This window comes from Mesobacillus foraminis (genome assembly GCF_004340465.1).
In the GTDB taxonomy this organism is placed as follows: Bacteria; Bacillota; Bacilli; order Bacillales; family Cytobacillaceae; genus Mesobacillus_B; species Mesobacillus_B foraminis.
The window spans coordinates 1-22666 of sequence record NZ_SLVV01000001.1 but is presented as its reverse complement, the minus strand read 5'-3'; the positions used below and the strand labels follow the sequence as shown (position 1 = coordinate 22666).

The window sequence follows — 22666 nt, the reverse complement described above, 5'->3', positions numbered from 1 at the left end:
AGCTGCGTTTTTGTCATTGTTCCGATTTTAAAGTAAACACCGAGAGCTCCGGCCATGACAAAAATCTGAATGGCAGTCTGGTTGTCCCAAGTCCTCTGTTGACGTAGAGTGGCATTCCTTCTCCATCCCCTACCTGATAAAATCCCTCAGTATACACCTCTGCCAAGGGAGGGGTGACCAAGGGACCATAAAATGGCAGTTGTATTTGCCCGCCATGGCTATGGCCGCTTAATTGCAGGTGAATATTGTTCTTTGCTGCCAGGTCGGCCATATGATCAGGCTCATGTGCCAGCAGGATGGTATAGGAATCCTTGGGGATGCCCCGAATGGCTGCTTCGAGATTGGGCCGTCCGAGCATGGCATCATCAATGCCCGCAATATAGATGGAACTGCCATCAAGAAGTGTAACGGAATCAGATTCATTCATCAATAAAGTAAACCCGGCCTCTTCCATGATTTTTTTATAGATATCCGAACCATAGCCGCCGTGGTCATGGTTTCCGTATATGGCGTATTTTCCAAACTCAGCTTCAAGTCTTTTTAGAGTTTGAACAATTCTTTCATGTTCATTGAACTCATTCGGATTATCCATCAAGTCCCCTGTAAACAGGATAATGTCAGGTGCCAGGCTGTTGATTTCGTCCATTAGTTTTTCAAACGTATCAAGATTGTAGTGGAATCCAATATGGGTATCGCTGAACTGCACGATTCTCAGCCCGTCAAAGCCAGCAGGAAGCCGGCGGTTTTTTATCTCGTGACGGGTTACATCCAGGAGTTTCGGCTCAATGTCATGGGCATAAAAATAGCCCCCTGCACCTATTCCGGCGACTGTAAGAAAACTGCCCAAGGCGCGTTTAATGAATGACCTTCTGGTAACTTTGTTTTGCATCTTTTTCCCCAACCATTATCTAATATCTTTTAATCTTAACAAACCTCAGACGGAAGTTGAAGAATTTTTATTACTCTTATGATTAAGGGAATTCAGACGCACAGTATGCTGAAATAATGGTAAAATAAAAGTAATGCAGCTGCAATGACGTGGCTTTAATATGAACCGTGAGTGGATCGGGGGAGAGGTTTAATTGGATGCTTTAGATATTATGACCGATTTGGATAATGCAATACCTTTCTTTCAGCCAATTTTCAGCGCTGATGAACACCGCGCAATAGCATATGAAATCCTTGGCAGATATCGGACGCCCAATGGGCTGATCAGCCTTGGCCCTTTTTTTCAGGATACTGAGATACCCGAAGAATACCGTCTTGAAGTAGACCTTGCGATATTGGAAAAAGCATTTGAGCAGGCTGTTCATCTGGATGGGGACATCCTTTTTTTTATTAATCGCGATGCAGACCTGCTGATGTATGATCATGAGCAAAAACTGCTTCAGCTTATTTTATCATTTCAGGAGCGAGGGGTAAGGCCGGACCAGGTTGTCCTCGAGGTCTCGGAACGGAATTATGACGGCAAATTTGAAGACTTGGATCACTTGCTGCGTTATTACAGAACGTACGGCATCAAAGTGGCGATAGATAAAATTGGCAATGACAGCAGCCACCTTGACCGTATTAGCCAGCTGGAGCCCGATATCTTAAAGGTCAGCCTTCAGCTGCTCCGGTCAACAGCTATTGGTCCTGCCTATCAGGATGTGCTGTTTTCACTATCCTTGCTGGCTCGTAAAATTGGGGCCGCTTTGTTATTTGAAAATATTGAAACGGCCTTTCAGCTCCGTTTTGCCTGGAAAAACGGAGGCCGATATTACCAGGGCCACTATTTAATGGAGCCGGCTGCGAATTTTGTAGACAGTCACATTTTAAAAGAAAAATTAAAAAACGAATGCCACGAATTTATTTTATCCGAAAAGAAAAAGCTTGAGACACTTTTTGCCTTAAGCGAGGAATTTAATACGAGAATACATGAGCTCCTTGCCAAACATAAGAAGCTAACCGATTACAGTCAGCTTCTTCAAACGCTCGCAATAGAAACCGATGATATGGCATTCAGGATGTATATATGTGACGAGGATGGGTTCCAGAAGTCCCCTAATGTGTTTAAATCCTCTCAAAACTGGATCATACAGCCCGAATATATCGAAAAAAACTGGAGCTGGCGCCCATATTTCCTTGAAAACATCATAAAAATGAGAAAGGAAAGGAAGGGCATCCTTTCAGACAGGTATAACGACATTGAAACCGGCGAAACCATCAGAACTTTTTGCCTGCCGGTTAATTCCAGGCATTTTTTATTTATCGATCTTTCATCCACCTATTTGTATGATCGTGAAGGCCTGTTCTAAATTTGGAATAATAATTCCCGCTATGGCACATTTTAAGAGTAGCAAACCTCTAAGAGGGGGATGAAAAATGAGTTTGGGAATTATGATTCTTACACTGGTGACAATAGGCATCCTCGCTTTAGCAATGGCCTATACTCTCGTTTTGACGAAAAGCCAGAAAAAGGCCAAAGGGAATCTTGATAGTAAGATTTTAGAGGGAGTCCAGGAACGTCCATACATCCGTAATCCAATTTTTTTAACTTACCTGATCTTTTTTGCCTTGGTATTAGTGACGATCATTTTTTTTACCATGGATCTCCAGCAATAAGAAAGCCCCCAGTTTGGGGGTTTTTTTATATACGCCTGGTTTTTGTCCTTTTACGTGTTAATTCGAGTTTATTCAGGGTAAAAGGCGAATAGAACGTCTAACGTTGTCAATCCCTCGGGAGATTTTGCGAACAGTTCTTGTCATACTTAACCTGTTCAGTTGTTACTATTGAAGTTAACATACCTTGAAAAAGGGGGATGAAGATGAACAAGGTTCCGATGATCTTTTTGGCTATCCTGTTGTTGATGCCCATTCCGTTACGGGTGAATGCGGAGGAAGATCAGCTGAAAAGCAGGGAAGACGTATTGCAATTTTTGGAGTCGGCTTTTAATGCTCAACTTTCACTAAGCGAGCAGGCAAGAAGTATGACTGAAGTGGAAGCAGTTCTGCAGCCGTTTTTTACAGAATCATTTAAAAGCGATTTTATTAAGGAAAATGTAGTGGAGGAGAATGGGAAGTATCTAACATACGGTTCTGACTTTGCTCCATACTATATTCCGTTTTTTGAATTTTCCGACGAGACAAAGGTTGTTTTCCTTCAAGAAAAAATTTATATCGTCGAAAAGTTTCCAGCGAGTGATGATGGCCCTGTAAGCTATGAAACACATTACGAGGGGCTGGTGTTAATAAAAGAGGCGGGGGTCTGGAAGGTTAATGAGATGCTGCATGATAATTTGCCAGCTGAGGCAGTAAGGGAAGCCTATCCATCCGCTTCTGAAGGATCAGACCATTTGCGAAATCAAGGCATCGGGGCAACTTCCCTGGCTGAGCCCGTTTCCATCAACCTGTGGACGAATTCTCTTCAAGCCATATTGGGCAATGGCCAAGCACTTAAGGAACCCCCTGATTCTATGACCTATTTAGGTACAAGCTCTTTTAACTTTAACCTTTTTAATTAGGGGAGGAGCCATCTGCTGGCTCCTTTTCTTTTACTCAATCTTCAATGCTTTCTTCAGCTTTTCAAGTTCAAACCCGATAATAACCTCTTCTCCAACTAAAACAGTTGGAGTAGAAAAAGCTCCGTATTTTTCCGTTAACTCTTTCCGTGCTTTACTGTCAGTAGAAATGTTTCTTTCCCGATAGTCGACATTGTGGTCATCAAGAAACATTTTGACTATTTTACAGGGAGGGCATTCGTTCTGAGTAAAGATAACAATTTCTTTCATTAAGGTTTACTCCCGTTCATATTTTTTTCGTTAAATAATCGATTAATCCCATTGAGCTGATTTCGAGATCCAGCAAAATAAGTTCCAGGACAGGGTCATTCTCCTGTACCCCTCTAGCCTGAAGGAAGATCTTCAGCCTGTCAAACAATCGATTCTTCAAAACCGCTGTTTGAGTTCGAAGATCCCCTTCCGCCTCAAAAACAGATTTTGCTTCCTGTAGGAATCGTTCAAGCCAATCTTCCACCTGCTGGTACGCTTCCTCAGGGTGATCACTCATGCCGTAATGGCCAAAAAAGAGGCAATCCAGGTTCATTTTCCTGAATAGACTAATCGAAGCAAGCATCTTTTCGGGATCAAACTGGTTTGGTGATGTAGAGGGTATATAAAGCTCAATTCCTTTCCGGTACAGCTGAGGATAAAAAATCCCTGCGGTATCTCCGGTGAACATTCCGTTTGCCTGAGGGTGGTAAATGCTAAAGTGATGGTTGGCATGACCGGGGGAATCATAGAAGGTTAAGAGGCAGCCCTCATCGATTTCCAAAGTGTCCCCGTGTCCTTTTGCCAGCAACCGGTCATTTGGGACAGGGACGACTGGGTGGAAAAGTGCCTCGAATTTCTCGCGATAAACAGCTTTTGCACCGGCCAGCAGTCTGGAAGGGTCAGCAAGGTGCCTCATTCCTTTTGGATGTACGATAACCTGTGCATTGGGACAGTGTTCAAGGAATGCGCCAGCTCCTCCAGCATGGTCAAGATGGATATGAGTGACAATGATATATTTAACATCATCGCCGGAGAGTCCGAGGTGAGAAAGACCGTTTAAGAGGTAAGGAACAGATGGACTTGCCGAAGTCTCGATAAGGGTGAGGTCACGGGCTGTCAGCACATAGGTTCCTGTCCGCTCTTCGAGGCCTAGATCATGGTCATCAATCAAAAAAATATTTTTGCTCGGCTGGACAGGCTTTTTCAAATAAAATTCACTCCGTTCACAAGGTTTTACTTGTACAAATGCCTGTCATTATTTTATTCTGTTAATATTGGCATGTAAAGGAATAGTCCTTGAAATATTCAGAATTCATTTCGGGCGGATAGAAACATGCCAAAAGAGAAACCTAAAAACATCAATATTTAAGTTAATTAGGAAAGCATGGCTTTTGCCAGCTGGAACATGGACAAGCCGCTGCCGCTTTTTAATTTGAAAGGAGAGGGAATATGTCACAGCTTCAGGGTATCATTACAAGATTAAAAAACCTACAGGAACAAGCAGCTAACGGAGAGCCTGCACAGCGTTTCTTTGAGGTGAATGGCGAACGGAAATGCCAGGTTACTTTTCATCCCAAAACTGAAACGTATGAGCTGGAAGTTTACAATGAAAAAGAAAAACCGAAAAAATACCAATTTGACAATATAGACATGATCACAATTGAAATATTTGATTTGATTCAATAATTATTGATGATGTTCAGAATGCATTATCCAAAGGGGCCGGTGTGCCCCTTTATTTTTTGCATTTGGTGAGAGAGACAGATGTGAATCAACGGCATAAAATAACGTAATATGATAAAATAAAGAAGATTGAAATTGATACTAGGGAGTTTTCGCCGATGTTTAGTCTTCATAGTGAAGAGTTCTTACAGGTATGCATAAAGGACATGATGATTCCTTCGGAGAGGGTGGCCCATGTCCAGGTGGGGAACAGTCTTGAACATGCATTGTTAGTATTGACGAAGAGCGGTTATACATCGATACCAGTGCTTGACCCGCATTATCGGCTTCATGGCTTAATCAGCACCCCTATCATAATGGATTCTATTTTAGGCCTTGAACGAATAGAGTTTGAGCTATTGGAACAAAAAAAAGTTGAAGAGGCAATGAATAAAGATATTCCGAGAATAAAGATTGAGTCTACTCTGCAGTCCTCCCTTGGCCACCTCATCGACCATCCATTTTTATGTGTTGAGGATGATAAAGGGTATTTTGAGGGGATACTCACGAGAAGAGCGGTTCTTAAAAGGCTTGATGAATTACAGACAAACTAAGATGGAGTCAGCTCCCGTATGATACAGGGAGCTGATTTTTATAACGGGCGGCCTTTACATAATATAGAGATTGTCTTGGGGGTGGGAGTATGTCTTCGCTGTCAGAGCTTCATTTATTGACTGTTTTGGCCCAGGAAATGAACATGAGGAAGGCTGCGGAACGCCTATTTGTTTCACAGCCTGCATTGTCCCAGCGGCTTCAGACGATTGAAAAAGAATGGGGGAAAAAATTATTTCTCCGCTCGCAAAAGGGACTGTCGCTGACTCCGGCAGGCGAGCTTGTCATCCAGTTTGCCAATGAGATGCTGATGAAGGAAGAAAAAGTAAGAGAATCCATTTCCGCTCTTGATACAGAGGTATATGGCACCCTTAAAATTGCTGTGGCATCTATTGTCGGACAAAACTGGCTTCCGCAGGTGCTGAAAAAATTTGTTAACAGGTACCCTCAGGCAAAGATTTCATTGATCACCGGATGGAGCAGTGAAATTGCCAAGGCGCTATATGAGGATCAAGTCCATATTGGCATTATCAGGGGCACTCCTGATTGGAAAGGTGTAAAAATTCATCTTTTCCAGGATAGCCTGAACCTTGTGGATACTGAAATCACCAGACCTGAACAAATGCTTGAAACAGACAGGCCCTTTATCCAGTTCAAAAGTGATTCGAGTTATTATCAGGAAATCCAGGATTGGTGGCTGAGGAACTTCCAGACTCCTCCGAGGAGAACCATTATCGTGGATCAAATTGAAACCTGCAAGCAAATGACGTTCAATGGAATCGGGTATGCAATACTGCCCGAAATCACTTTAAATGGTGCGGAGAAAAATATTTTTAAAATTCCGCTTCTTGATGAACATGGGGTGCCTATTAAGCGTGATACTTGGCTGCTTGGTTATGAATCAGCATTTCAGCTGAAACAAGTGCAGGCTTTCGTTGATATTGTCAAAGAGCATTTAGAGGATTCAGCTGAAGAGCAATAATTCTTGTTTTCACATCTTTTGTTTGGTAAAGTAATTTTTAGCGCAAATACATATTTTTGGAGGGGTTCTTAATGAAAATGATGGATGCAAACGAAATTATTTCATTTATTCAAAATAGCAAAAAGGCTACGCCTGTAAAGGTATATGTTAAAGGTAACCTTGAAGGCCTCGATTTCGGTCCGAGCTCAAAAGCTTTTATTACTGGAAATTCAGGTGTTGTATTTGGCGAATGGTCCGAAATTCAACAAGTGATTGAAACAAACGAAGGCAAAATTGAGGATTATGTGATTGAAAATGACCGCAGGAATTCTGCGATCCCGTTATTGGATATGAAAAACATTAAAGCCCGCATCGAGCCTGGTGCCGTTATTCGCGACCAGGTGGAAATTGGGGACAATGCTGTTATTATGATGGGCGCATCAATCAACATTGGGGCAGTAATCGGAGAAGGAACCATGATTGACATGAATGTTGTCCTTGGGGGCCGTGCAACAGTAGGGAAAAACTGCCACGTTGGTGCTGGTTCAGTACTGGCTGGTGTTATTGAACCGCCTTCTGCAAAACCGGTTATCGTCGAGGATGATGTAGTGATCGGTGCAAATTGTGTTGTTCTTGAGGGTGTTACAGTTGGTAAAGGTGCGGTTGTTGCTGCGGGTGCTGTAGTTGTCGATGATGTACCTCCAAATACAGTTGTAGCGGGAATACCTGCGCGAGTAATAAAAGAGATTGATGAAAAGACTAAATCCAAAACAGAAATCAAGCAAGAGCTTCGCCAGCTGTAAAGAAAACCGCCTGGTGAATGATCGTATATGGAATGGCAAGCGTGGATCCTGTCCGCGCTTTCTTTCTATCTATTGAAGGGCAGGTTCCCCATATCTGCCAGCTTCATTTAATTGAAAAGGGGACATATAAATGGAAAATATATTTACACAGATAAGAAGGGATTTACATAAGATTCCAGAGCTTGGGTTCCAGGAATTCAAGACTCAGGCCTATTTACTCCACTATCTTGAAAGTCTCCCGCAAACCCATCTTGAAATCAGGACATGGGAAACTGGGGTTTTTGTGAAAATCAATGGGTTGAACCCTCGAAAAACAATTGGCTACCGTGCGGATATTGATGGTCTTCCTATCGAGGAAGAAACAGGGGTGGATTATCTGTCCCAGCATGAGGGCCGAATGCATGCCTGTGGACACGATTTCCATATGAGCATTGCTTTAGGTCTGGTAACACACTTTGTCCACCATCCCATCAATGATGATCTTTTGTTTTTATTTCAGCCTGCTGAGGAAGGTCCTGGTGGCGCGGAACCAATGCTAAAGACAGACATTATGCAAGAATGGAAGCCGGACATGATCATCGCTCTCCATATTGCTCCAGAATATCCTGTCGGAACGATTGCTACTAGAGAAGGTCTCCTGTTTGCCAATACATCGGAGTTATTTATAGATTTGACGGGCAAGGGGGGGCATGCTGCCTATCCCCATAAAACGAATGATATGATTATCGCTGCATGTTCATTGGTTACCCAACTCCAATCTATCGTTTCCCGAAACGTCGATCCGCTCGACAGCGCAGTTGTCACCATAGGGAAAATAACCGGTGGGACCGTTCAAAACGTTATTGCCGAAAAGGCTCGTATTGAAGGGACCATTCGGACATTATCCCCGGAGTCCATGGCAAAGGTTAAGCAGCGGCTCATGGCTATCGTCAATGGAATTGAAATAGGGTATGAATGCAAGGCGGCCGTGGATTTTGGTGCAATGTATCATCAGGTTTATAACGATTCAACATTAACAAAGGAGTTCATGGAGTTTGCGGACAAGACAGAAGGCATCAAGGTGATTGAATGCAGAGAAGCAATGACAGGTGAAGACTTTGGCTATATGTTAAAGGAAATCCCGGGATTCATGTTCTGGCTGGGTGTCAATTCAAGCTTTGGGCTTCACCATTCAAAGCTGGCTCCTGATGAAAATGCCATTGGGTCTGCCATAACGCTTTTGACAAAATATATCGAGTATAAGGGGAACTAATTCAATAAACGGATTTTCCAAATGTTTATTTGGATTGTTAAAAGGGCAAAACAAATAATGGAGTTTTAAATGGTATTAATCTTAATTGGATTAATTATCATTTAATTTTGACTTCATTTAAATGGCCGGCTATAATCATAATTGACAAAAAATAGGACAAAGTATGCTGTCCTGACTTTATTAACGTTGGAGGGATTTTAGATGCCAGAACGCATGGTAGGTAAACAAGCACCACGTTTTGAAATGGATGCAGTAATGCCAGATAAAGAATTTGGAAAAGTAAGTCTTGAAGGAAACATGAAGAATGATAAGTGGACAGTTCTATTCTTCTATCCAATGGACTTCACTTTCGTCTGCCCAACTGAAATCACTGCTCTTTCCGATCGTTATGATGAGTTTGAAGATCTTGATGCAGAGGTTATTGGTGTATCGACTGACACGGTTCATACACATCTTGCCTGGATTAAAACAGACCGCAAGGAGAACGGACTGGGTGACTTGAATTACCCGCTTGCTGCTGATACAAACCATGTAGTGGCACGTGAATATGGAGTTCTGATTGAAGAAGAAGGAATTGCTCTCAGAGGCCTGTTCATTATCAGCCCAGAAGGGGAGTTAATGTATTCTGTAGTAAACCATAATAACATCGGCCGTGACGTGGATGAAACACTGCGTGTGCTTCAGGCTCTTCAAACTGGCGGACTATGCCCTGCTAACTGGAAGCCTGGACAAGCCACTCTTTAATTTCCAGAAAGCCATATTAAGGCCTAACAAGCAGTTAGGCTTTTTTCCTGGACATGTAAACTACTCCAAAAGAGGTGTTAATAGATGAAATTGCGTGAACCAATGCCAGAGCTGTCGGGTGCGACAGATTGGCTTAATGGAGAAGTAACAAAAGAAGATCTAATAGGAACTATTCCCACGCTGATTCATTTCTGGTCCATCAGCTGCCACCTTTGTAAAGAAGCTATGCCGCAGGTAAACGATTTTCGCGATAAATATGAAGGAAAGTTAAATGTGGTTGCTGTGCATATGCCAAGGTCCGAGGACGATCTCAACATGGAAGAAATCAAAAAAGTGGCTGCTGAACATGGAATTACTCAGCCAATCTACGTGGACAGTGAACATAATTTGACTAACCGTTTTGAAAATCAGTATGTACCTGCCTATTATGTATTTGATAAAGAAGGAAAGCTCCGACATTTCCAGGCAGGCGGCAGCGGCATGAAAATGCTCGAGAAACGTGTCAATCGTGTACTTGATGAACTTGAAAAAGCTGAATAACAAGGGAGAGCGGGCTTATTAAGCCGGCTCTTTTTTGTGCTGAAAAGTGCAGGCAACATGAAAGGCACCCATAATTTCCAAACATCCTCTCCATCATCAAATTTTACATTTTACAAGCTTTTAGTTATTTATTAGAATACCATGATATTTTTTTATAAATAATGATTTCGTACTGGCAAGCCGCTATATAGACTGATTTTGTTAATGCGGATATCCCCGCTATTGTCTTAAAAGCTTCTACTAATTTAAAGCTCTCTAAACAGCCTGTAACCTCCAGGGGGGTACAAAAGCCAGCAAGGCACCTTAAGCCGCCCGGTCTGGTACCTATGACCGCTTCTCCCCTAGAGGAGTTTCACCCTGCACTCCGGTTAGAGAGCGAATAAATCATTCTACTCATTTAAATTTAAGCACACGTCTAAAAGCAATTGCTTATAAGTGTTTGATTTTAAGGACGGTAAAGGGAAATTACTTCCTACCTTTTAAGAATGCTGTATATTTGTCTGTAACCTTTTCGTCATCACTACGTCATATCTGTTAAATTAGAAGGAGTGTGGGCGATGAAGCTAAAATGGTTTTTCCCTGTTTTTATTCTGCTTTTAAGTATCGCTGCATGCAGCAGCAACAGTGAAGGAACTGATAAGAACTCTTCGGGTGGGAAAGGATCTGAACAAACCGAGTCAGAGGACTTTAAACAAAAAAGATATTGCTTTCTCGGAGCAAGAAGAGAGAGTTGAAAAAGCCGAGGATACAGATGGAAAAAAGTCCGGCGACACTTCTCCAGAATCTGAATCTTCTGGCAGAAAGGTAATCTACAATGCAGATCTGCAGCTAAAAGTAAATAATTATACAGAAGTACAGGGAAAACTTGAGAAAAAAGCTATTTCGTATGGAGGTTATATTGTTCAGTCACAAACCAGCACTTTTGAAGATGAACAATTAAGCGAAACGATGGTCTTCAGGATTCCCCAAAGGAACTTTCAATCATTTCTTCATGATGCGGAGGGAACAGCTGAAGAAATAACACATCGGAATGTAAGCGGCCAGGATGTTACAGAAGAATTCGTCGACCTTGAATCAAGGCTCCGTTCGAAGAAGGCAGTAGAGGCAAGGCTGCTATCTTTTATGGATGAGGCCGAAAAAACAGAGGATTTACTAAAGATATCTGCTGATCTTGCTGCCGTACAGGAGGAAATTGAACAGCTGGCAGGAAGGAAGAACTTTCTTCAAAATCAGACCGATTATTCAACGGTTACGGTATCCCTTGAAACCAATATTCTTGTTCCTAAAGTTGATCAGGCGTCAGACTTAAATACATGGCAAAAGGTCAAAAAGCAGCTGGCAGTGAATATCAATGTCTTATTAGCCCTTGTGTCGGGTATAATTGTCCTTATTGCCGGGAATTTGCCGATTTTAATTTTAACTGGAATGGTTTTATCAACAATCTGGATTTTTCTAAGAAGGAAAAAAGGATGAATCATTTACCGCCCCAGGAGAAAAAATACTAGGCATTTTCCATAAGATTCAGTTTAGGTACCACAGTCTGGGTCTATGAATTTATTGTCAATGTGCTAAAATTAGTTCTGTACAGTTGGCTGGTTTGGGAGGAACTATTAAATGAAAAAGGAATTTGCAGTAATTGGGCTTGGCCGTTTTGGCGGAAGCATTTGCAACGAGCTGGCCGAGCAGGGTATGCAGGTTATGGCTATTGATATTAATGAAGAACGAGTCAATAAATTTGCGGCTGTTGCTTCCCATGCTGTTTGTGCTGACACTACCGATGAAAAAGTGTTGAAAAGCCTTGGGATCCGCAATTTTGATCATGTGATTGTCGCAATCGGCGATGACATCCAGGCGAGTATTCTTACTACTTTGATGCTTAAAGAGCTAGGGGTTAAGAAAGTATCAGCTAAGGCTCAAAATGATTATCATGAAAAGGTGCTGCGCAAAATAGGAGCTGATCATGTTGTACATCCTGAACGGGACATGGGGAAAAGGATTGCTCATAACATGGTTTCAAACAATGTCCTTGATTATCTGGAACTGTCGGATGAACACAGCATCGCTGAAGTAGTGGCAAGTGAAAAGCTTGGAGGGAATTCCATTATAGATCTCAATATTCGTGCGAGACATGGCATTAATATTGTGGCGATTAAAAGAGGCAACGATATACTGGTGTCTCCTCAGGCGGATGAACTGATACGTGCTGGCGATATTTTAATTGTAATCGGAGCTGACTCCGATATAAATCGCTTTGAAAGAAAAGCACTATAGCACAAAAAAGCCCTTTAGCATGCAGCTAAAGGGCTTTTATTATCAAGCGTATTCGAAAAAGATTGATATTAAACTTCCATGATGATTGGCAAAATCATAGGACGGCGCTTCGTCTTTTCATATAAGAACGGAGCAAGGGTATCCGTAATTTCATTCTTGATCTCAGACCATTGTGTAGTCTTGCGTTCCATGACTTTATTCAAATGTTTGGTTATCAGGCTTTGGGCATCATTAATCAAATCGCCTGATTCGCGCATGTAAACAAATCCGCGGGATATCAAATCCGGGCCTGCCGCAATTTTAAAGTCTTTCATATTGATGCTGACAACAACAACAACCAGACCTTCCTCGGAAAGAATACGGCGGTCGCGGAGCACAATGTTCCCGATATCGCCGATTCCGCTTCCGTCAATGTAAACAGAACCGGACGGAATCTTTCCTGATATCTGTGCTTCATTCTCGCTTAGGGCAAGCACATCGCCATTGTCCATAATAAAGCAGTTTTCTTCAGGCACACCGCAGTCAATTGCTAGTTTTGAGTGCATTTTTTGCATTCTGTACTCACCGTGGATAGGCATAAAGAATTTAGGTTTGATTAACCTGAGCATTAATTTCTGCTCTTCCTGTCCTCCATGACCGGATGTATGAATATCGCTCAGCTTCCCATGAATGACTTCAGCGCCTGCACGTGAAAGCAAGTTGATTATCCGGTTCACGCTAATCGTATTTCCAGGAATCGGAGAAGACGAGAAGACTACAGTGTCTCCAGGGATAATCTGAATTTGCCTGTGTGTGCCATTAGCGATTCTGGAAAGGGCAGCCATTGGCTCCCCCTGGCTTCCGGTACATAAAATTGTTACCTTGTTTGCAGGCAGGCGATTGATTTGCTGTGCTTCGATAAAAGTTTCTTTTGGTGCATTGATGTAGCCCAAATCAAGTCCAATATTGATTGCTGCTTCCATGCTCCGTCCAAAAACAGCTATTTTCCTGCCATTAGCGACAGCCGCTTCCGTTACTTGCTGCAAGCGGTGAATGTTGGACGCAAAAGTTGCAAATATAACCCTGCCGTCCACTTTTCTGAAAATGTCATGAATGGTATCGCCTACTCGTCTTTCAGACATGGTAAAGTTGGGAATTTCACTGTTCGTGCTATCTGAAAGAAGGCACAGGACACCTTCCTTGCCGATTTCAGCCATTTTCGTAAGGTTTGCTGGTTCACCTACAGGGGTGAAGTCAAATTTGAAATCACCAGTATGGACGACTTGTCCTGGCGGTGTCTTGACAACAATTCCATATGAATCCGGAATACTGTGCGTGGTCCTGAAAAAGGTTACAGATGTTTTCCGGAACTTTATAATGTCATCTTCTTTAATTTCATGGAACTTGGCCTGGCGCAAGAGACCGTGTTCTTCCAGCTTGTTCCGGATTAGTCCGAGGGCAAGCTTTCCACCGTAAATCGGGACATTAATTTGTTTAAGCAAATAAGGAATCCCGCCAATATGGTCCTCATGTCCGTGTGTAACAAAGAGTCCTTTTATCTTGTCCTCATTTTTAACAAGATAAGAGTAATCAGGGATAACATAATCGATTCCGAGCAATTCGTCCTCAGGGAATTTAATACCAGCGTCAATGACAATGATTTCATCCTGGAATTGGACGGCATACATGTTTTTGCCGATCTCGCCCATACCTCCAAGGGCAAAGACAGCTGTTTGATCGTTCTTTACAAATTTCATAAATTATTCATTCTCCAATACTTCAAAGTCTTCTTTTTGTTTCTCATATTCAAGATAACTACCCTCAACTGCCTGAATATATTCAATATTATAAGGACGATCAGAAAGTTTTGTTCGCACTTCCCTTTCGGAACCAGCCTCAACATACAGGGTTTGAGTATTTTCTCTTACAGCAACTTCCTTAAGTTGTTCTTGGTAATATACTTTAAAAATCATAGAGCTCTCTCTCCTTATCTGACATGACTTTGTCTATTATATAAAAAATTAACATTTTTTTCATTGTTTTTCTAATCACGCCTGGATTACACATATATCCCAGTTTCCACTCTAACCAATGTACAATAATGAAGGAGCCCTTCGCAAGTTTGAAGGGCTCAAAAACTCAGGCAATTGTTTTTTTACGAAGCAAATCTCTCCACTGTTGTCTAAGCTTGCGTCTTAGCTTTTTTAACATAGTGGATCATCTCCTTACCTTTATTTTAAACAATCCTTGTCCAATGTAAAGGAGTGCAAGGAAAGTTTAACTCGATTTCCGTGTAAACCTTTTCTTTTTACTAATATTATATGATGAAATAGTAATTTATCTCGTGGTTAATGATGGAATTTAAAAATATGATATATAAAAAGCTTTTTGTTTTTTTTTTTCACGATTATGTTGTTTTGAAATGGAACATGTTTGAAATTATCGATTGGGTGGGGACCTGGGCGGGGGGGAAGAACTGTCCAACGCCCTTTTCAGTAAAAAATAGTGGAAAGCACTCTTTAGAATGAGTATTCGCGTGGGGTGTTTGGCGCATCAGCAAAATGATATATTCTTTGATGAAATGATACTAAGTGAATGAGTCAGCGTGCGGATGCAGTTTTTTTGCCTAAACCGCTCTAATTGCAAAAGGAAACAAGTTGAGGGGCACTTTGGGAGAGTCAGATGTTATTCGGATGGCGACAGACTTTTGCCAGGAATAGCCACAGGGATGTGGGACCTGAATCGGTTTGTTGGACCATTAGTGGAGATTTAAAGTCGATTGTATCCATCGAGAGGAGCCAGGGTGGAGGAAATATGTTGAAAGCCGGCTCTGGAATAGGCCGGCTTTCAAGTGGTTTATCTGTCAACAGGTATAGCATTGTCAATCTCAGCAAATGGATCTTCTTTATTTATGTGGTCATAGAACATAACCCCATTAAGGTGGTCGATTTCATGCTGGAAAACAATGGCGGGAAGCCCTTTTAACCTAAGCTTGACTTCTTCGCCGTCAAGACTGACTCCTTTTACCGTAATTCTTGCATAGCGAGGAACATATCCGGGATAGGGTTCGTCCACTGATAAACAGCCTTCACCTGCTGTCAGGTAGGCACGTTCAACAGAATGGCTGATAATCCTGGGATTAAAAAGGCCATAGCTGTATAAATTTCCTTTTTCATCATGTACGTGTACAGCAATCATTCTTTTTTCGACATCAATTTGCGGGGCGGCAAGCCCAATACCAGGACGAAGGCCATATTTCTCGGCGACTTCTGGATTCTGGCTGTTTTTAACATATTCAAGCATCCTCTCCAGGGTTGCTTTATCTTCATCTGAAGCGGGCAAGGGGACCTCTTCTGCTACTTTGCGCAGGGAAGGGTGTCCATCCCGTACGATGTTATCCATTGTTAACATCTTTCATTCACCTCTGGTCTATTCTATGTAATCCCTAGTCTAACAAATGTCTATAAAAAAGTTAATATGAAAACATACAGCATGGACACGGCCTAAGTGGATACAATGATGCAAAAAAGGAAGATGTTTTTGCATCTCCCTTTTGTTATTTATCTCCAGCAGGCACAGCCTACAATGATAAGAAGGATGAAGAGTACCACAATTAGAGCAAATCCTCTACCAAAACCAAAACCATGAGCAGGATAGCCACATCCATATCCGTAACCAAACATAAGGAAAACCTCCTTGATATTTTTCGCTGTATAGGTTGAGCGATACTTTAGCCTATGTAGATTGTGAGAAAATGTATGGGCGGATGCCCAGATGAATCCTTTTTTTATTGGGTGGTTTTTGTTTAATATTGTCAAGTCAAAGGGAAATCGCTATAGTGAAAATGGAGAAATATAAGGAGGTTGTAAATTGGGAATTTTCCGGAAAAAATCTCTGGTTTTTATCATTCTTGCTTTGACTGTACTCTCTGCAGGGTGCATGGACAGAAAAACCCCTGCAGAAGAAATGTTCGATAAACTTGAAAAAGTTGTCGAAATTGAACAGACCTTTGAAGAGCAGCAAGAACCGCTTGTGAAGCTTGAGAAGGAAGAAAAAGAGTTATATGCCCAGCTTATTGAGCTTAATATGGACGAATATGAAAAAATCGTCAATTTATCGGATCAGGCAATTTCGATCGCTGATAAAAGAAAAGAGCACATTGATAAAGAAAAGGATAGTATTGAGGAATCAAAAAAGGAATTTAGCGGGGTTTCCGATATTATTGAGAAAATTGACGATCCCGAATTAAAGAGTCAGGCGGAAGAGCTTCAGAGTTTAATGATTGAACGCTATGATATCCATAGTGACTTGTATAACTATTACTCAACAGGCCTTTCTCAGGACAAAGAGCTGTATGCACTGCTGAAAAATAAAGATTTAACCATTGAAGAACTTGAAGACCAGGTTAATAAAGTGAATTCTTCCTATAAAAAAGTACTTGATTCCAACCAGAAATTCAATGAAAAAACAGATCAATACAACGAGGCCAAGCTTGAATTTTACAGGGCGGCCGGGTTGAATGTTAAAACACAGGATAACAAATAACAGCTGATGATTTACTGAAATAATGATTTTTGTTTGCCGGCATCTGTAATGGAGGCCGGTTTTTATTGTAGCGGAAAAATAAACGGACATTTAGTAAGCTGTCAGGGGCAATGTTATAACACAGAAGTTTTATTTTTATAGTACAGATGGAGAAAAAATAAACAATATTAGTACAGTAATAAAAAGATTAAAATGATAATCTTAGTATTTGACGGACCTTTTTAGTTATTGTAAACTGAGTTACGTGAGAGCTGATTGTATCAATAGGGATAAAAAAATGAGTAGTACAGATAGAAGAAGGATTGGATATGGAAAATAGTGTTTCCCGAGGCTTGTTCTGTGGAAAACTACATAATGGCGGAAAGATCAAAAAATGATAACTTATGTACATGCGGGCTGATTCAGTTGCCTGCTTTTGGTCAATCGCCAAACTGTTGGTATAATGGCTCGATAGTAATTCGTTTACCCGCATATGGAAGTTTCATTTGGTTTTTGGGTATTCTATTTTTGTATAATTGATAAATTATTGTATTAGAAAGGAAGAGGTGACTATAGATGGCATCGAAAACAAAAACAACTCTGGCTGACTCAGTCAAGCAGCTGGAGAAAATTGAAAACCAGTTTGAAACACTTCAAATCCTTAATGAAGAAGGAGAAGTGGTTAATGAAGCGGCAATGCCTGACCTGTCAGACGAACAGCTTCAGGAACTCATGAAGAGAATGGTTTATACAAGGATTCTGGACCAGCGTTCCATCTCCTTAAACCGTCAGGGCCGCCTAGGTTTCTATGCACCAACTGCTGGACAGGAGGCTTCCCAGCTTGCTTCCCAATTTGCTCTTGAAAAGGAAGACTTTATTCTTCCAGGCTATCGTGATGTTCCTCAAATTATCTGGCACGGGTTACCGCTTTATCAGGCATTCTTGTTCTCTCGCGGTCACTTCCACGGAAACCAGATTCCGGAAGGCGTTAATGTAATTTCTCCACAAATCATCATTGGTGCCCAATATATTCAGGCAGCAGGTGTGGCACTTGGAATGAAAAAGCGCGGCGCAAAATCCGTTGCTATTACGTACACAGGTGATGGCGGGTCTTCACAGGGTGATTTCTATGAAGGAATCAACTTTGCCGGTGCATACAAGGCTCCTGCTATATTCATCGTTCAAAACAACCGTTTTGCTATTTCGACTCCTGTTGAAAAGCAGACAAGTGCGAAAACAATTGCTCAAAAAGCGGTTGCAGCAGGTATTCCTGGAATTCAGGTTGATGGTATGGATGCATTGGCTGTTTACGCGGCTGTTCGTGAAGCTCGTGAGCGTGCGGTTAATGGCGAAGGTCCAACTTTAATTGAAACTCTTACTTACCGTTATGGTCCTCACACTATGGCTGGGGATGATCCAACTCGCTACCGTACGGCTGATCTAGATAATGAGTGGGAAAAGAAAGATCCGCTTGTTCGTTTCCGTAAGTTCCTTGAAACAAAAGGTCTTTGGAATGAAGATATGGAAAACGAAGTAATCGAACGTGCAAAAGAAGAAATTAAGGATGCGATTAAAAAGGCAGATGAGCAGCCTAAGCAAAAAGTAACGGACTTAATTTCCTTCATGTATGAAGAAATGCCAAACCACCTTGAAGAACAATATGAAATATATAAAGAGAAGGAGTCGAAGTAAGCCATGGCTCAAATGACAATGATTCAAGCAATTACAGATGCGTTGCGCACAGAGCTTCGCAACGACCCTAATGTACTTGTATTCGGAGAGGACGTTGGAGTGAACGGCGGTGTTTTCCGTGCAACAGAAGGGCTGCAAAAAGAATTCAGTGAAGATCGTGTATTCGATACTCCATTGGCAGAATCCGGGATTGGCGGTTTAGCGATTGGTCTTGCTCTTCAAGGCTACCGTCCGGTTCCTGAGATTCAGTTTTTTGGATTTGTATATGAAGTAATGGATGCCATTTCTGGGCAAATGGCTCGCATGCGTTATCGTTCAGGCGGCCGTTACAGCTCTCCTGTAACTATTCGTTCTCCTTTTGGCGGAGGCGTACATACTCCTGAAATGCACGCTGACAGCCTTGAAGGATTGATGGCTCAACAACCTGGCTTAAAAGTTGTCATCCCATCAACTCCTTATGATGCAAAAGGATTGCTTATTTCTGCTATCCGTGATAATGACCCTGTTATCTTCCTTGAGCATATGAAGCTTTACCGTTCTTTCCGCCAGGAAGTACCTGAAGAAGAATACACTATTCCTCTTGGCAAAGCAGAAGTTAAGCGCGAAGGTAAAGATTTGACGATTGTAACTTATGGTGCAATGGTTCATGAATCATTAAAAGCTGCAGAAGAACTGGAAAAAGAAGGTCACTCTGTTGAGGTTATCGACCTTCGCACTGTTATGCCGTTCGACATTGAAACAATTGTTGCTTCAATTGAAAAGACTGGACGTGCAATTGTGGTTCAGGAAGCTCAAAAACAAGCAGGAATGGCATCACAAATCGTTGCTGAAATCAATGATCGTGCCATTTTGAACCTGGAAGCACCAGTACTTCGCGTAGCGGCTCCAGATACGGTATTCCCGTTCTCTCAAGCTGAAACTGTCTGGCTTCCAAATTACAAAGATGTAATTGAAACTGCCAAGAAAGTACTTACTTTCTAAAATTTTTTTGACAACTTAGATGAGTTTGTGCAACAGTGCCTAGCTTTACTGGCTGCAGGATCGAACCCCTTTACCGGCAGTACGCCTGCCGTGGAGGGGCTCGCTGCATTGCCTGCAGGTAAAGTGGTGCTCGCGCTTTAAATAATAGGAGGGTGATTGCAAGTGTCATTCCAATTCAAAATGCCGGATATTGGTGAAGGCATCCATGAAGGTGAAATTGTTAAGTGGTTTGTAAAGCCAGGTGACAAAGTTCAAGAAGACGATGTACTTTGCGAAGTGCAAAATGATAAGGCGGTTGTCGAAATTCCTTCTCCTGTCGCTGGAACAGTCGAGGAAGTTCTGGTAGAAGAAGGAACAGTAGCCACAGTGGGCCAGATACTCATTTCTTTTGATGCTCCTGGGTATGAAGACCTGAAATTTAAAGGTGATGAGGAAGAAGCTCCAAAGACTGAAAAAACAGAGGCACAAGTTCAATCAACTATGGAAGCTGGCCAGGATGTCAAGAAAGAAGAAGCAAAAGCTCCTGCAGCTGAAGGTGCCACAGGAGCAGGCGCGGCAGCAGCTCCTCAGACAGAAGTAGATCCAAACCGCCGTGTCATCGCGATGCCATCTGTCCGCAAGCATGCCCGCGATAAAGGCATTGATATTCGCCAAGTTGCCGGCACAGGCAAGAATGGCCGAGTATTAAAAGAGGATGTAGACAACTTCATCGCCGGGGGAGCACCACAGGCTGCAGAATCACCGGCAGCAGCTCAAGAAGCACCAGCTGCTGAAAAAGCTGCAGCGCCAGCTCAAGCAATTCCTCAAGGCCAGTATCCTGAAACACGTGAGAAGATGAGCGGAATCCGCAAGGCGATTGCCAAAGCAATGGTTAACTCAAAACATACTGCTCCACACGTTACTTTAATGGATGAGATTGATGTAACTAAGCTTGTTGCTCATCGCAAAAAGTTCAAAGAAGTTGCAGCTCAAAAAGGAATTAAGCTTACATTCCTTCCTTATGTGGTAAAAGCATTAACAAGTGCATTGCGTGAGTATCCAGCATTAAACACTTCCCTTGATGATGCAACAAGCGAAATTGTTCATAAGCATTACTACAATATCGGAATAGCGGCAGATACAGAGAAAGGCTTGCTTGTTCCTGTTGTAAAAGATGCTGACCGTAAGTCTGTATTTACCATTTCGAATGAAATCAATGAACTTGCAGTCAAAGCTCGTGATGGAAAACTGGCTCCTGATGAAATGAAGGGTGCATCTTGCACGATTTCAAACATCGGATCTGCTGGAGGACAGTGGTTCACTCCGGTAATTAATCATCCAGAAGTAGCCATTCTCGGAATTGGCCGCATTGCTGAAAAACCTATCGTCAAAGATGGAGAAATTGTGGCTGCTCCAGTCCTTGCCCTATCTCTAAGCTTTGACCACCGTATGATCGACGGTGCAACAGCGCAAAATGCAATGAATCACATTAAACGCTTGTTAAACGATCCAGAACTATTGTTAATGGAGGCGTAATAAATGGTAGTAGGAGATTTCCCAATTGAAACGGATACTATAGTCATTGGTGCAGGCCCTGGAGGATATGTTGCAGCGATTCGTGCTGCCCAGCTGGGACAAAAAGTGACAATCGTCGAGAAAGGAACAGTGGGCGGCGTGTGCTTAAACGTCGGCTGTATCCCTTCAAAAGCATTAATTTCTGCGGGTCACCGTTATGAGAATGCCATGCATTCTGAAGATATGGGGATTAAAGCTGAAAACGTCACATTGGATTTTTCGAAAGTGCAAAACTTCAAGGCCGGGGTTGTAAAAAAGCTGACTGGCGGCGTTGAGGGACTGCTTAAAGGAAATAAGGTTGACATCGTAAGCGGTGAAGCTTATTTTGTGGACGCAAACACACTGCGTGTAATGGATGAGAATTCAGCACAGACATATACTTTTAAAAATGCCATTATCGCTACAGGCTCAAGACCTTTGGAAATTCCAGCGTTTAAATATTCCAAGCGTGTCCTTGATTCTACCGGCGCACTGAATCTTCAGGAGCTTCCTAAGAGCATTGTTGTTATTGGCGGCGGTTATATCGGAACAGAGCTGGGCGGCGCTTATGCTAGCTTTGGCACTAAAGTAACCATCCTTGAAGGCGCAGACGAAATCCTGAACGGCTTTGAAAAGCAAATGTCTTCACTTGTAAAACGCAACCTTAAGAAAAAAGGTGCCGAAATCATAACTAAAGCCCTTGCAAAAGGTGTAGAAGAGAAAGAAGACAGTGTAACCGTCACTTATGAAGTGAAAGGTGAAGAGCAGAAAATTGAAGCAGACTATGTTTTCGTCATGGTCGGCAGAAAGCCAAATACGGATGAACTTGGCCTTGAGCAGGTCGGAGTTGAATTTGGCGAACGTGGAATTATTAATGTAGACAAACAATGCAGAACCAATATCAGCAACATTTATGCCATCGGTGATGTTGTTGCAGGCCCTCCGCTGGCTCACAAGGCATCTTATGAAGGTAAAATTGCAGCTGAGGCTATTTCTGGACATGCATCCGAAATTGACTACCTTGGAATTCCTGCAGTGGTATTCTCTGATCCTGAATTGGCATCAGTTGGATACACCGAACAGCAAGCAAAGGATGAGGGTATCGAGGTTACAGCTGCCAAGTTCCCATTTGCAGCTAATGGCCGTGCGCTTTCATTAAACCAGTCTGATGGTTTCATGAAGCTTGTTACGAGAAAAGAAGATGGATTGATTATTGGTGCGCAGATTGCAGGTTCAGGCGCTTCTGACATGATTGCAGAGCTAGGTCTCGCAATCGAAACAGGCATGACTGCAGAAGATCTCGCAATGACAATCCATGCCCATCCAACACTTGGTGAAATCACTATGGAAACTGCTGAAGTAGCTCTTGGCAATCCAATTCATATTATTAAGTAAAAAATAAATAATAAAGAGGCTGGGCCATAACTAGCTCAAATAGTGAGAAAGGTGAAATTGAGCGTACTCAATTTCACCTTTCTCTGTTTTTGCTTGTCTTTCTACTATATTCTTAGCTGTTGGCCGTGAATTTTCGTAAATTCACGGCCATTAATGCTAGACCCATTTCGTTTTCAACCTTCGATTT

The 22666-nt window shown here is 42.2% G+C and carries 24 protein-coding genes; 17 read left to right on the top strand and 7 right to left on the bottom strand.

Annotated features, from left to right (window positions below; all coding sequences use genetic code 11):
• Positions 1-13 precede the first annotated feature (13 nt).
• The gene (locus EV146_RS00120; RefSeq protein ID WP_132000607.1) at positions 14-889 is read right to left on the bottom strand and encodes a metallophosphoesterase; all 876 of its coding nucleotides are present in this window, start codon (positions 887-889) and stop codon (positions 14-16) included.
• Between the two features lie 193 nt (positions 890-1082).
• Between EV146_RS00120 and EV146_RS00115 the strand changes: the two genes are divergently transcribed.
• The 3 genes from EV146_RS00115 (at position 1083) to EV146_RS00105 (ending at position 3503) form a co-directional block, all read left to right on the top strand.
• The gene (locus EV146_RS00115) at positions 1083-2297 is read left to right on the top strand and encodes an EAL domain-containing protein (RefSeq protein WP_121609429.1); all 1215 of its coding nucleotides are present in this window, start codon (positions 1083-1085) and stop codon (positions 2295-2297) included.
• Positions 2298-2364: 67 nt separating this feature from the next.
• On the top strand, positions 2365-2604 hold the full coding sequence (locus EV146_RS00110; protein ID WP_121609428.1) for a hypothetical protein: 240 nt from the start codon (positions 2365-2367) through the stop codon (positions 2602-2604).
• Positions 2605-2807: 203 nt separating this feature from the next.
• Complete coding sequence (locus EV146_RS00105) at positions 2808-3503, top strand: DUF3993 domain-containing protein (protein WP_158286952.1); 696 nt, start codon at positions 2808-2810, stop codon at positions 3501-3503.
• Positions 3504-3533: 30 nt separating this feature from the next.
• On the opposite strand, the gene EV146_RS00100 is transcribed toward EV146_RS00105, so the two are convergent.
• Positions 3534-3770, bottom strand: a complete 237-nt coding sequence (locus EV146_RS00100; protein WP_132000603.1) for a glutaredoxin family protein — start codon at positions 3768-3770, stop codon at positions 3534-3536.
• Between the two features lie 16 nt (positions 3771-3786).
• The gene (locus EV146_RS00095; RefSeq protein ID WP_132000601.1) at positions 3787-4737 is read right to left on the bottom strand and encodes an MBL fold metallo-hydrolase; all 951 of its coding nucleotides are present in this window, start codon (positions 4735-4737) and stop codon (positions 3787-3789) included.
• A 242-nt stretch (positions 4738-4979) separates the two neighbouring features.
• On the opposite strand from EV146_RS00095, the gene EV146_RS00090 reads away from it, so the two are divergent.
• The 9 genes from EV146_RS00090 to EV146_RS00050 all read left to right on the top strand — a co-directional run bounded on the left by EV146_RS00090 (position 4980) and on the right by EV146_RS00050 (position 12375).
• Complete coding sequence (locus EV146_RS00090) at positions 4980-5216, top strand: YkuJ family protein (protein WP_121609424.1); 237 nt, start codon at positions 4980-4982, stop codon at positions 5214-5216.
• Positions 5217-5371: 155 nt separating this feature from the next.
• Complete coding sequence (gene cbpB / locus EV146_RS00085; protein ID WP_121609423.1) at positions 5372-5806, top strand: cyclic-di-AMP-binding protein CbpB; 435 nt, start codon at positions 5372-5374, stop codon at positions 5804-5806.
• Between the two features lie 89 nt (positions 5807-5895).
• Complete coding sequence (locus tag EV146_RS00080) at positions 5896-6786, top strand: LysR family transcriptional regulator (protein WP_121609422.1); 891 nt, start codon at positions 5896-5898, stop codon at positions 6784-6786.
• Between the two features lie 71 nt (positions 6787-6857).
• Positions 6858-7568 carry a 2,3,4,5-tetrahydropyridine-2,6-dicarboxylate N-acetyltransferase gene (gene dapD / locus EV146_RS00075; protein WP_132000599.1) on the top strand — a complete coding sequence of 237 codons (711 nt, stop codon included), beginning with the start codon at positions 6858-6860 and terminating at the stop codon, positions 7566-7568.
• Between the two features lie 130 nt (positions 7569-7698).
• On the top strand, positions 7699-8820 hold the full coding sequence (locus EV146_RS00070; protein ID WP_132000597.1) for an N-acetyldiaminopimelate deacetylase: 1122 nt from the start codon (positions 7699-7701) through the stop codon (positions 8818-8820).
• Between the two features lie 201 nt (positions 8821-9021).
• On the top strand, positions 9022-9564 hold the full coding sequence (locus tag EV146_RS00065) for a peroxiredoxin (protein WP_132000595.1): 543 nt from the start codon (positions 9022-9024) through the stop codon (positions 9562-9564).
• Positions 9565-9648: 84 nt separating this feature from the next.
• The gene (locus tag EV146_RS00060; RefSeq protein ID WP_132000593.1) at positions 9649-10104 is read left to right on the top strand and encodes a TlpA family protein disulfide reductase; all 456 of its coding nucleotides are present in this window, start codon (positions 9649-9651) and stop codon (positions 10102-10104) included.
• A 651-nt stretch (positions 10105-10755) separates the two neighbouring features.
• The gene (locus EV146_RS00055; RefSeq protein ID WP_158286951.1) at positions 10756-11577 is read left to right on the top strand and encodes a DUF4349 domain-containing protein; all 822 of its coding nucleotides are present in this window, start codon (positions 10756-10758) and stop codon (positions 11575-11577) included.
• Positions 11578-11718: 141 nt separating this feature from the next.
• Positions 11719-12375, top strand: a complete 657-nt coding sequence (locus tag EV146_RS00050) for a potassium channel family protein (protein WP_121609416.1) — start codon at positions 11719-11721, stop codon at positions 12373-12375.
• A 68-nt stretch (positions 12376-12443) separates the two neighbouring features.
• Here the strand turns inward: EV146_RS00050 and rnjA are convergent, their stop codons facing one another.
• The 4 genes from rnjA to EV146_RS00030 all read right to left on the bottom strand — a co-directional run bounded on the left by rnjA (position 12444) and on the right by EV146_RS00030 (position 16037).
• The gene (gene rnjA / locus EV146_RS00045) at positions 12444-14111 is read right to left on the bottom strand and encodes a ribonuclease J1 (protein WP_121609415.1); all 1668 of its coding nucleotides are present in this window, start codon (positions 14109-14111) and stop codon (positions 12444-12446) included.
• A gap of 3 nt (positions 14112-14114) precedes the next feature.
• Positions 14115-14327: a DNA-dependent RNA polymerase subunit epsilon gene (locus EV146_RS00040; protein WP_121609414.1), complete on the bottom strand. Its 213-nt coding sequence runs from the start codon at positions 14325-14327 to the stop codon at positions 14115-14117.
• Positions 14328-15210: 883 nt separating this feature from the next.
• Positions 15211-15765, bottom strand: a complete 555-nt coding sequence (gene def, locus EV146_RS00035; RefSeq protein ID WP_132000588.1) for a peptide deformylase — start codon at positions 15763-15765, stop codon at positions 15211-15213.
• A 149-nt stretch (positions 15766-15914) separates the two neighbouring features.
• Positions 15915-16037: a YjcZ family sporulation protein gene (locus tag EV146_RS00030; RefSeq protein ID WP_132000586.1), complete on the bottom strand. Its 123-nt coding sequence runs from the start codon at positions 16035-16037 to the stop codon at positions 15915-15917.
• A gap of 187 nt (positions 16038-16224) precedes the next feature.
• On the opposite strand from EV146_RS00030, the gene EV146_RS00025 reads away from it, so the two are divergent.
• The 5 genes from EV146_RS00025 to lpdA all read left to right on the top strand — a co-directional run bounded on the left by EV146_RS00025 (position 16225) and on the right by lpdA (position 22479).
• Positions 16225-16899 (top strand): YkyA family protein, encoded by a 675-nt coding sequence (locus EV146_RS00025; RefSeq protein WP_241993759.1) that lies wholly within the window; start codon positions 16225-16227, stop codon positions 16897-16899.
• 555 nt (positions 16900-17454) lie between these two features.
• Positions 17455-18570, top strand: coding sequence for a pyruvate dehydrogenase (acetyl-transferring) E1 component subunit alpha (gene pdhA / locus EV146_RS00020; protein WP_132000584.1), 1116 nt, complete (start codon positions 17455-17457; stop codon positions 18568-18570).
• A gap of 3 nt (positions 18571-18573) precedes the next feature.
• On the top strand, positions 18574-19551 hold the full coding sequence (locus EV146_RS00015) for an alpha-ketoacid dehydrogenase subunit beta (protein WP_121609410.1): 978 nt from the start codon (positions 18574-18576) through the stop codon (positions 19549-19551).
• Between the two features lie 162 nt (positions 19552-19713).
• Positions 19714-21066: a dihydrolipoamide acetyltransferase family protein gene (locus EV146_RS00010; protein WP_132000582.1), complete on the top strand. Its 1353-nt coding sequence runs from the start codon at positions 19714-19716 to the stop codon at positions 21064-21066.
• Between the two features lie 3 nt (positions 21067-21069).
• Entirely contained in the window at positions 21070-22479 is a 1410-nt protein-coding gene (gene lpdA, locus EV146_RS00005; RefSeq protein ID WP_132000580.1) for a dihydrolipoyl dehydrogenase, read from the top strand.
• Positions 22480-22666: the final 187 nt, after the last annotated feature.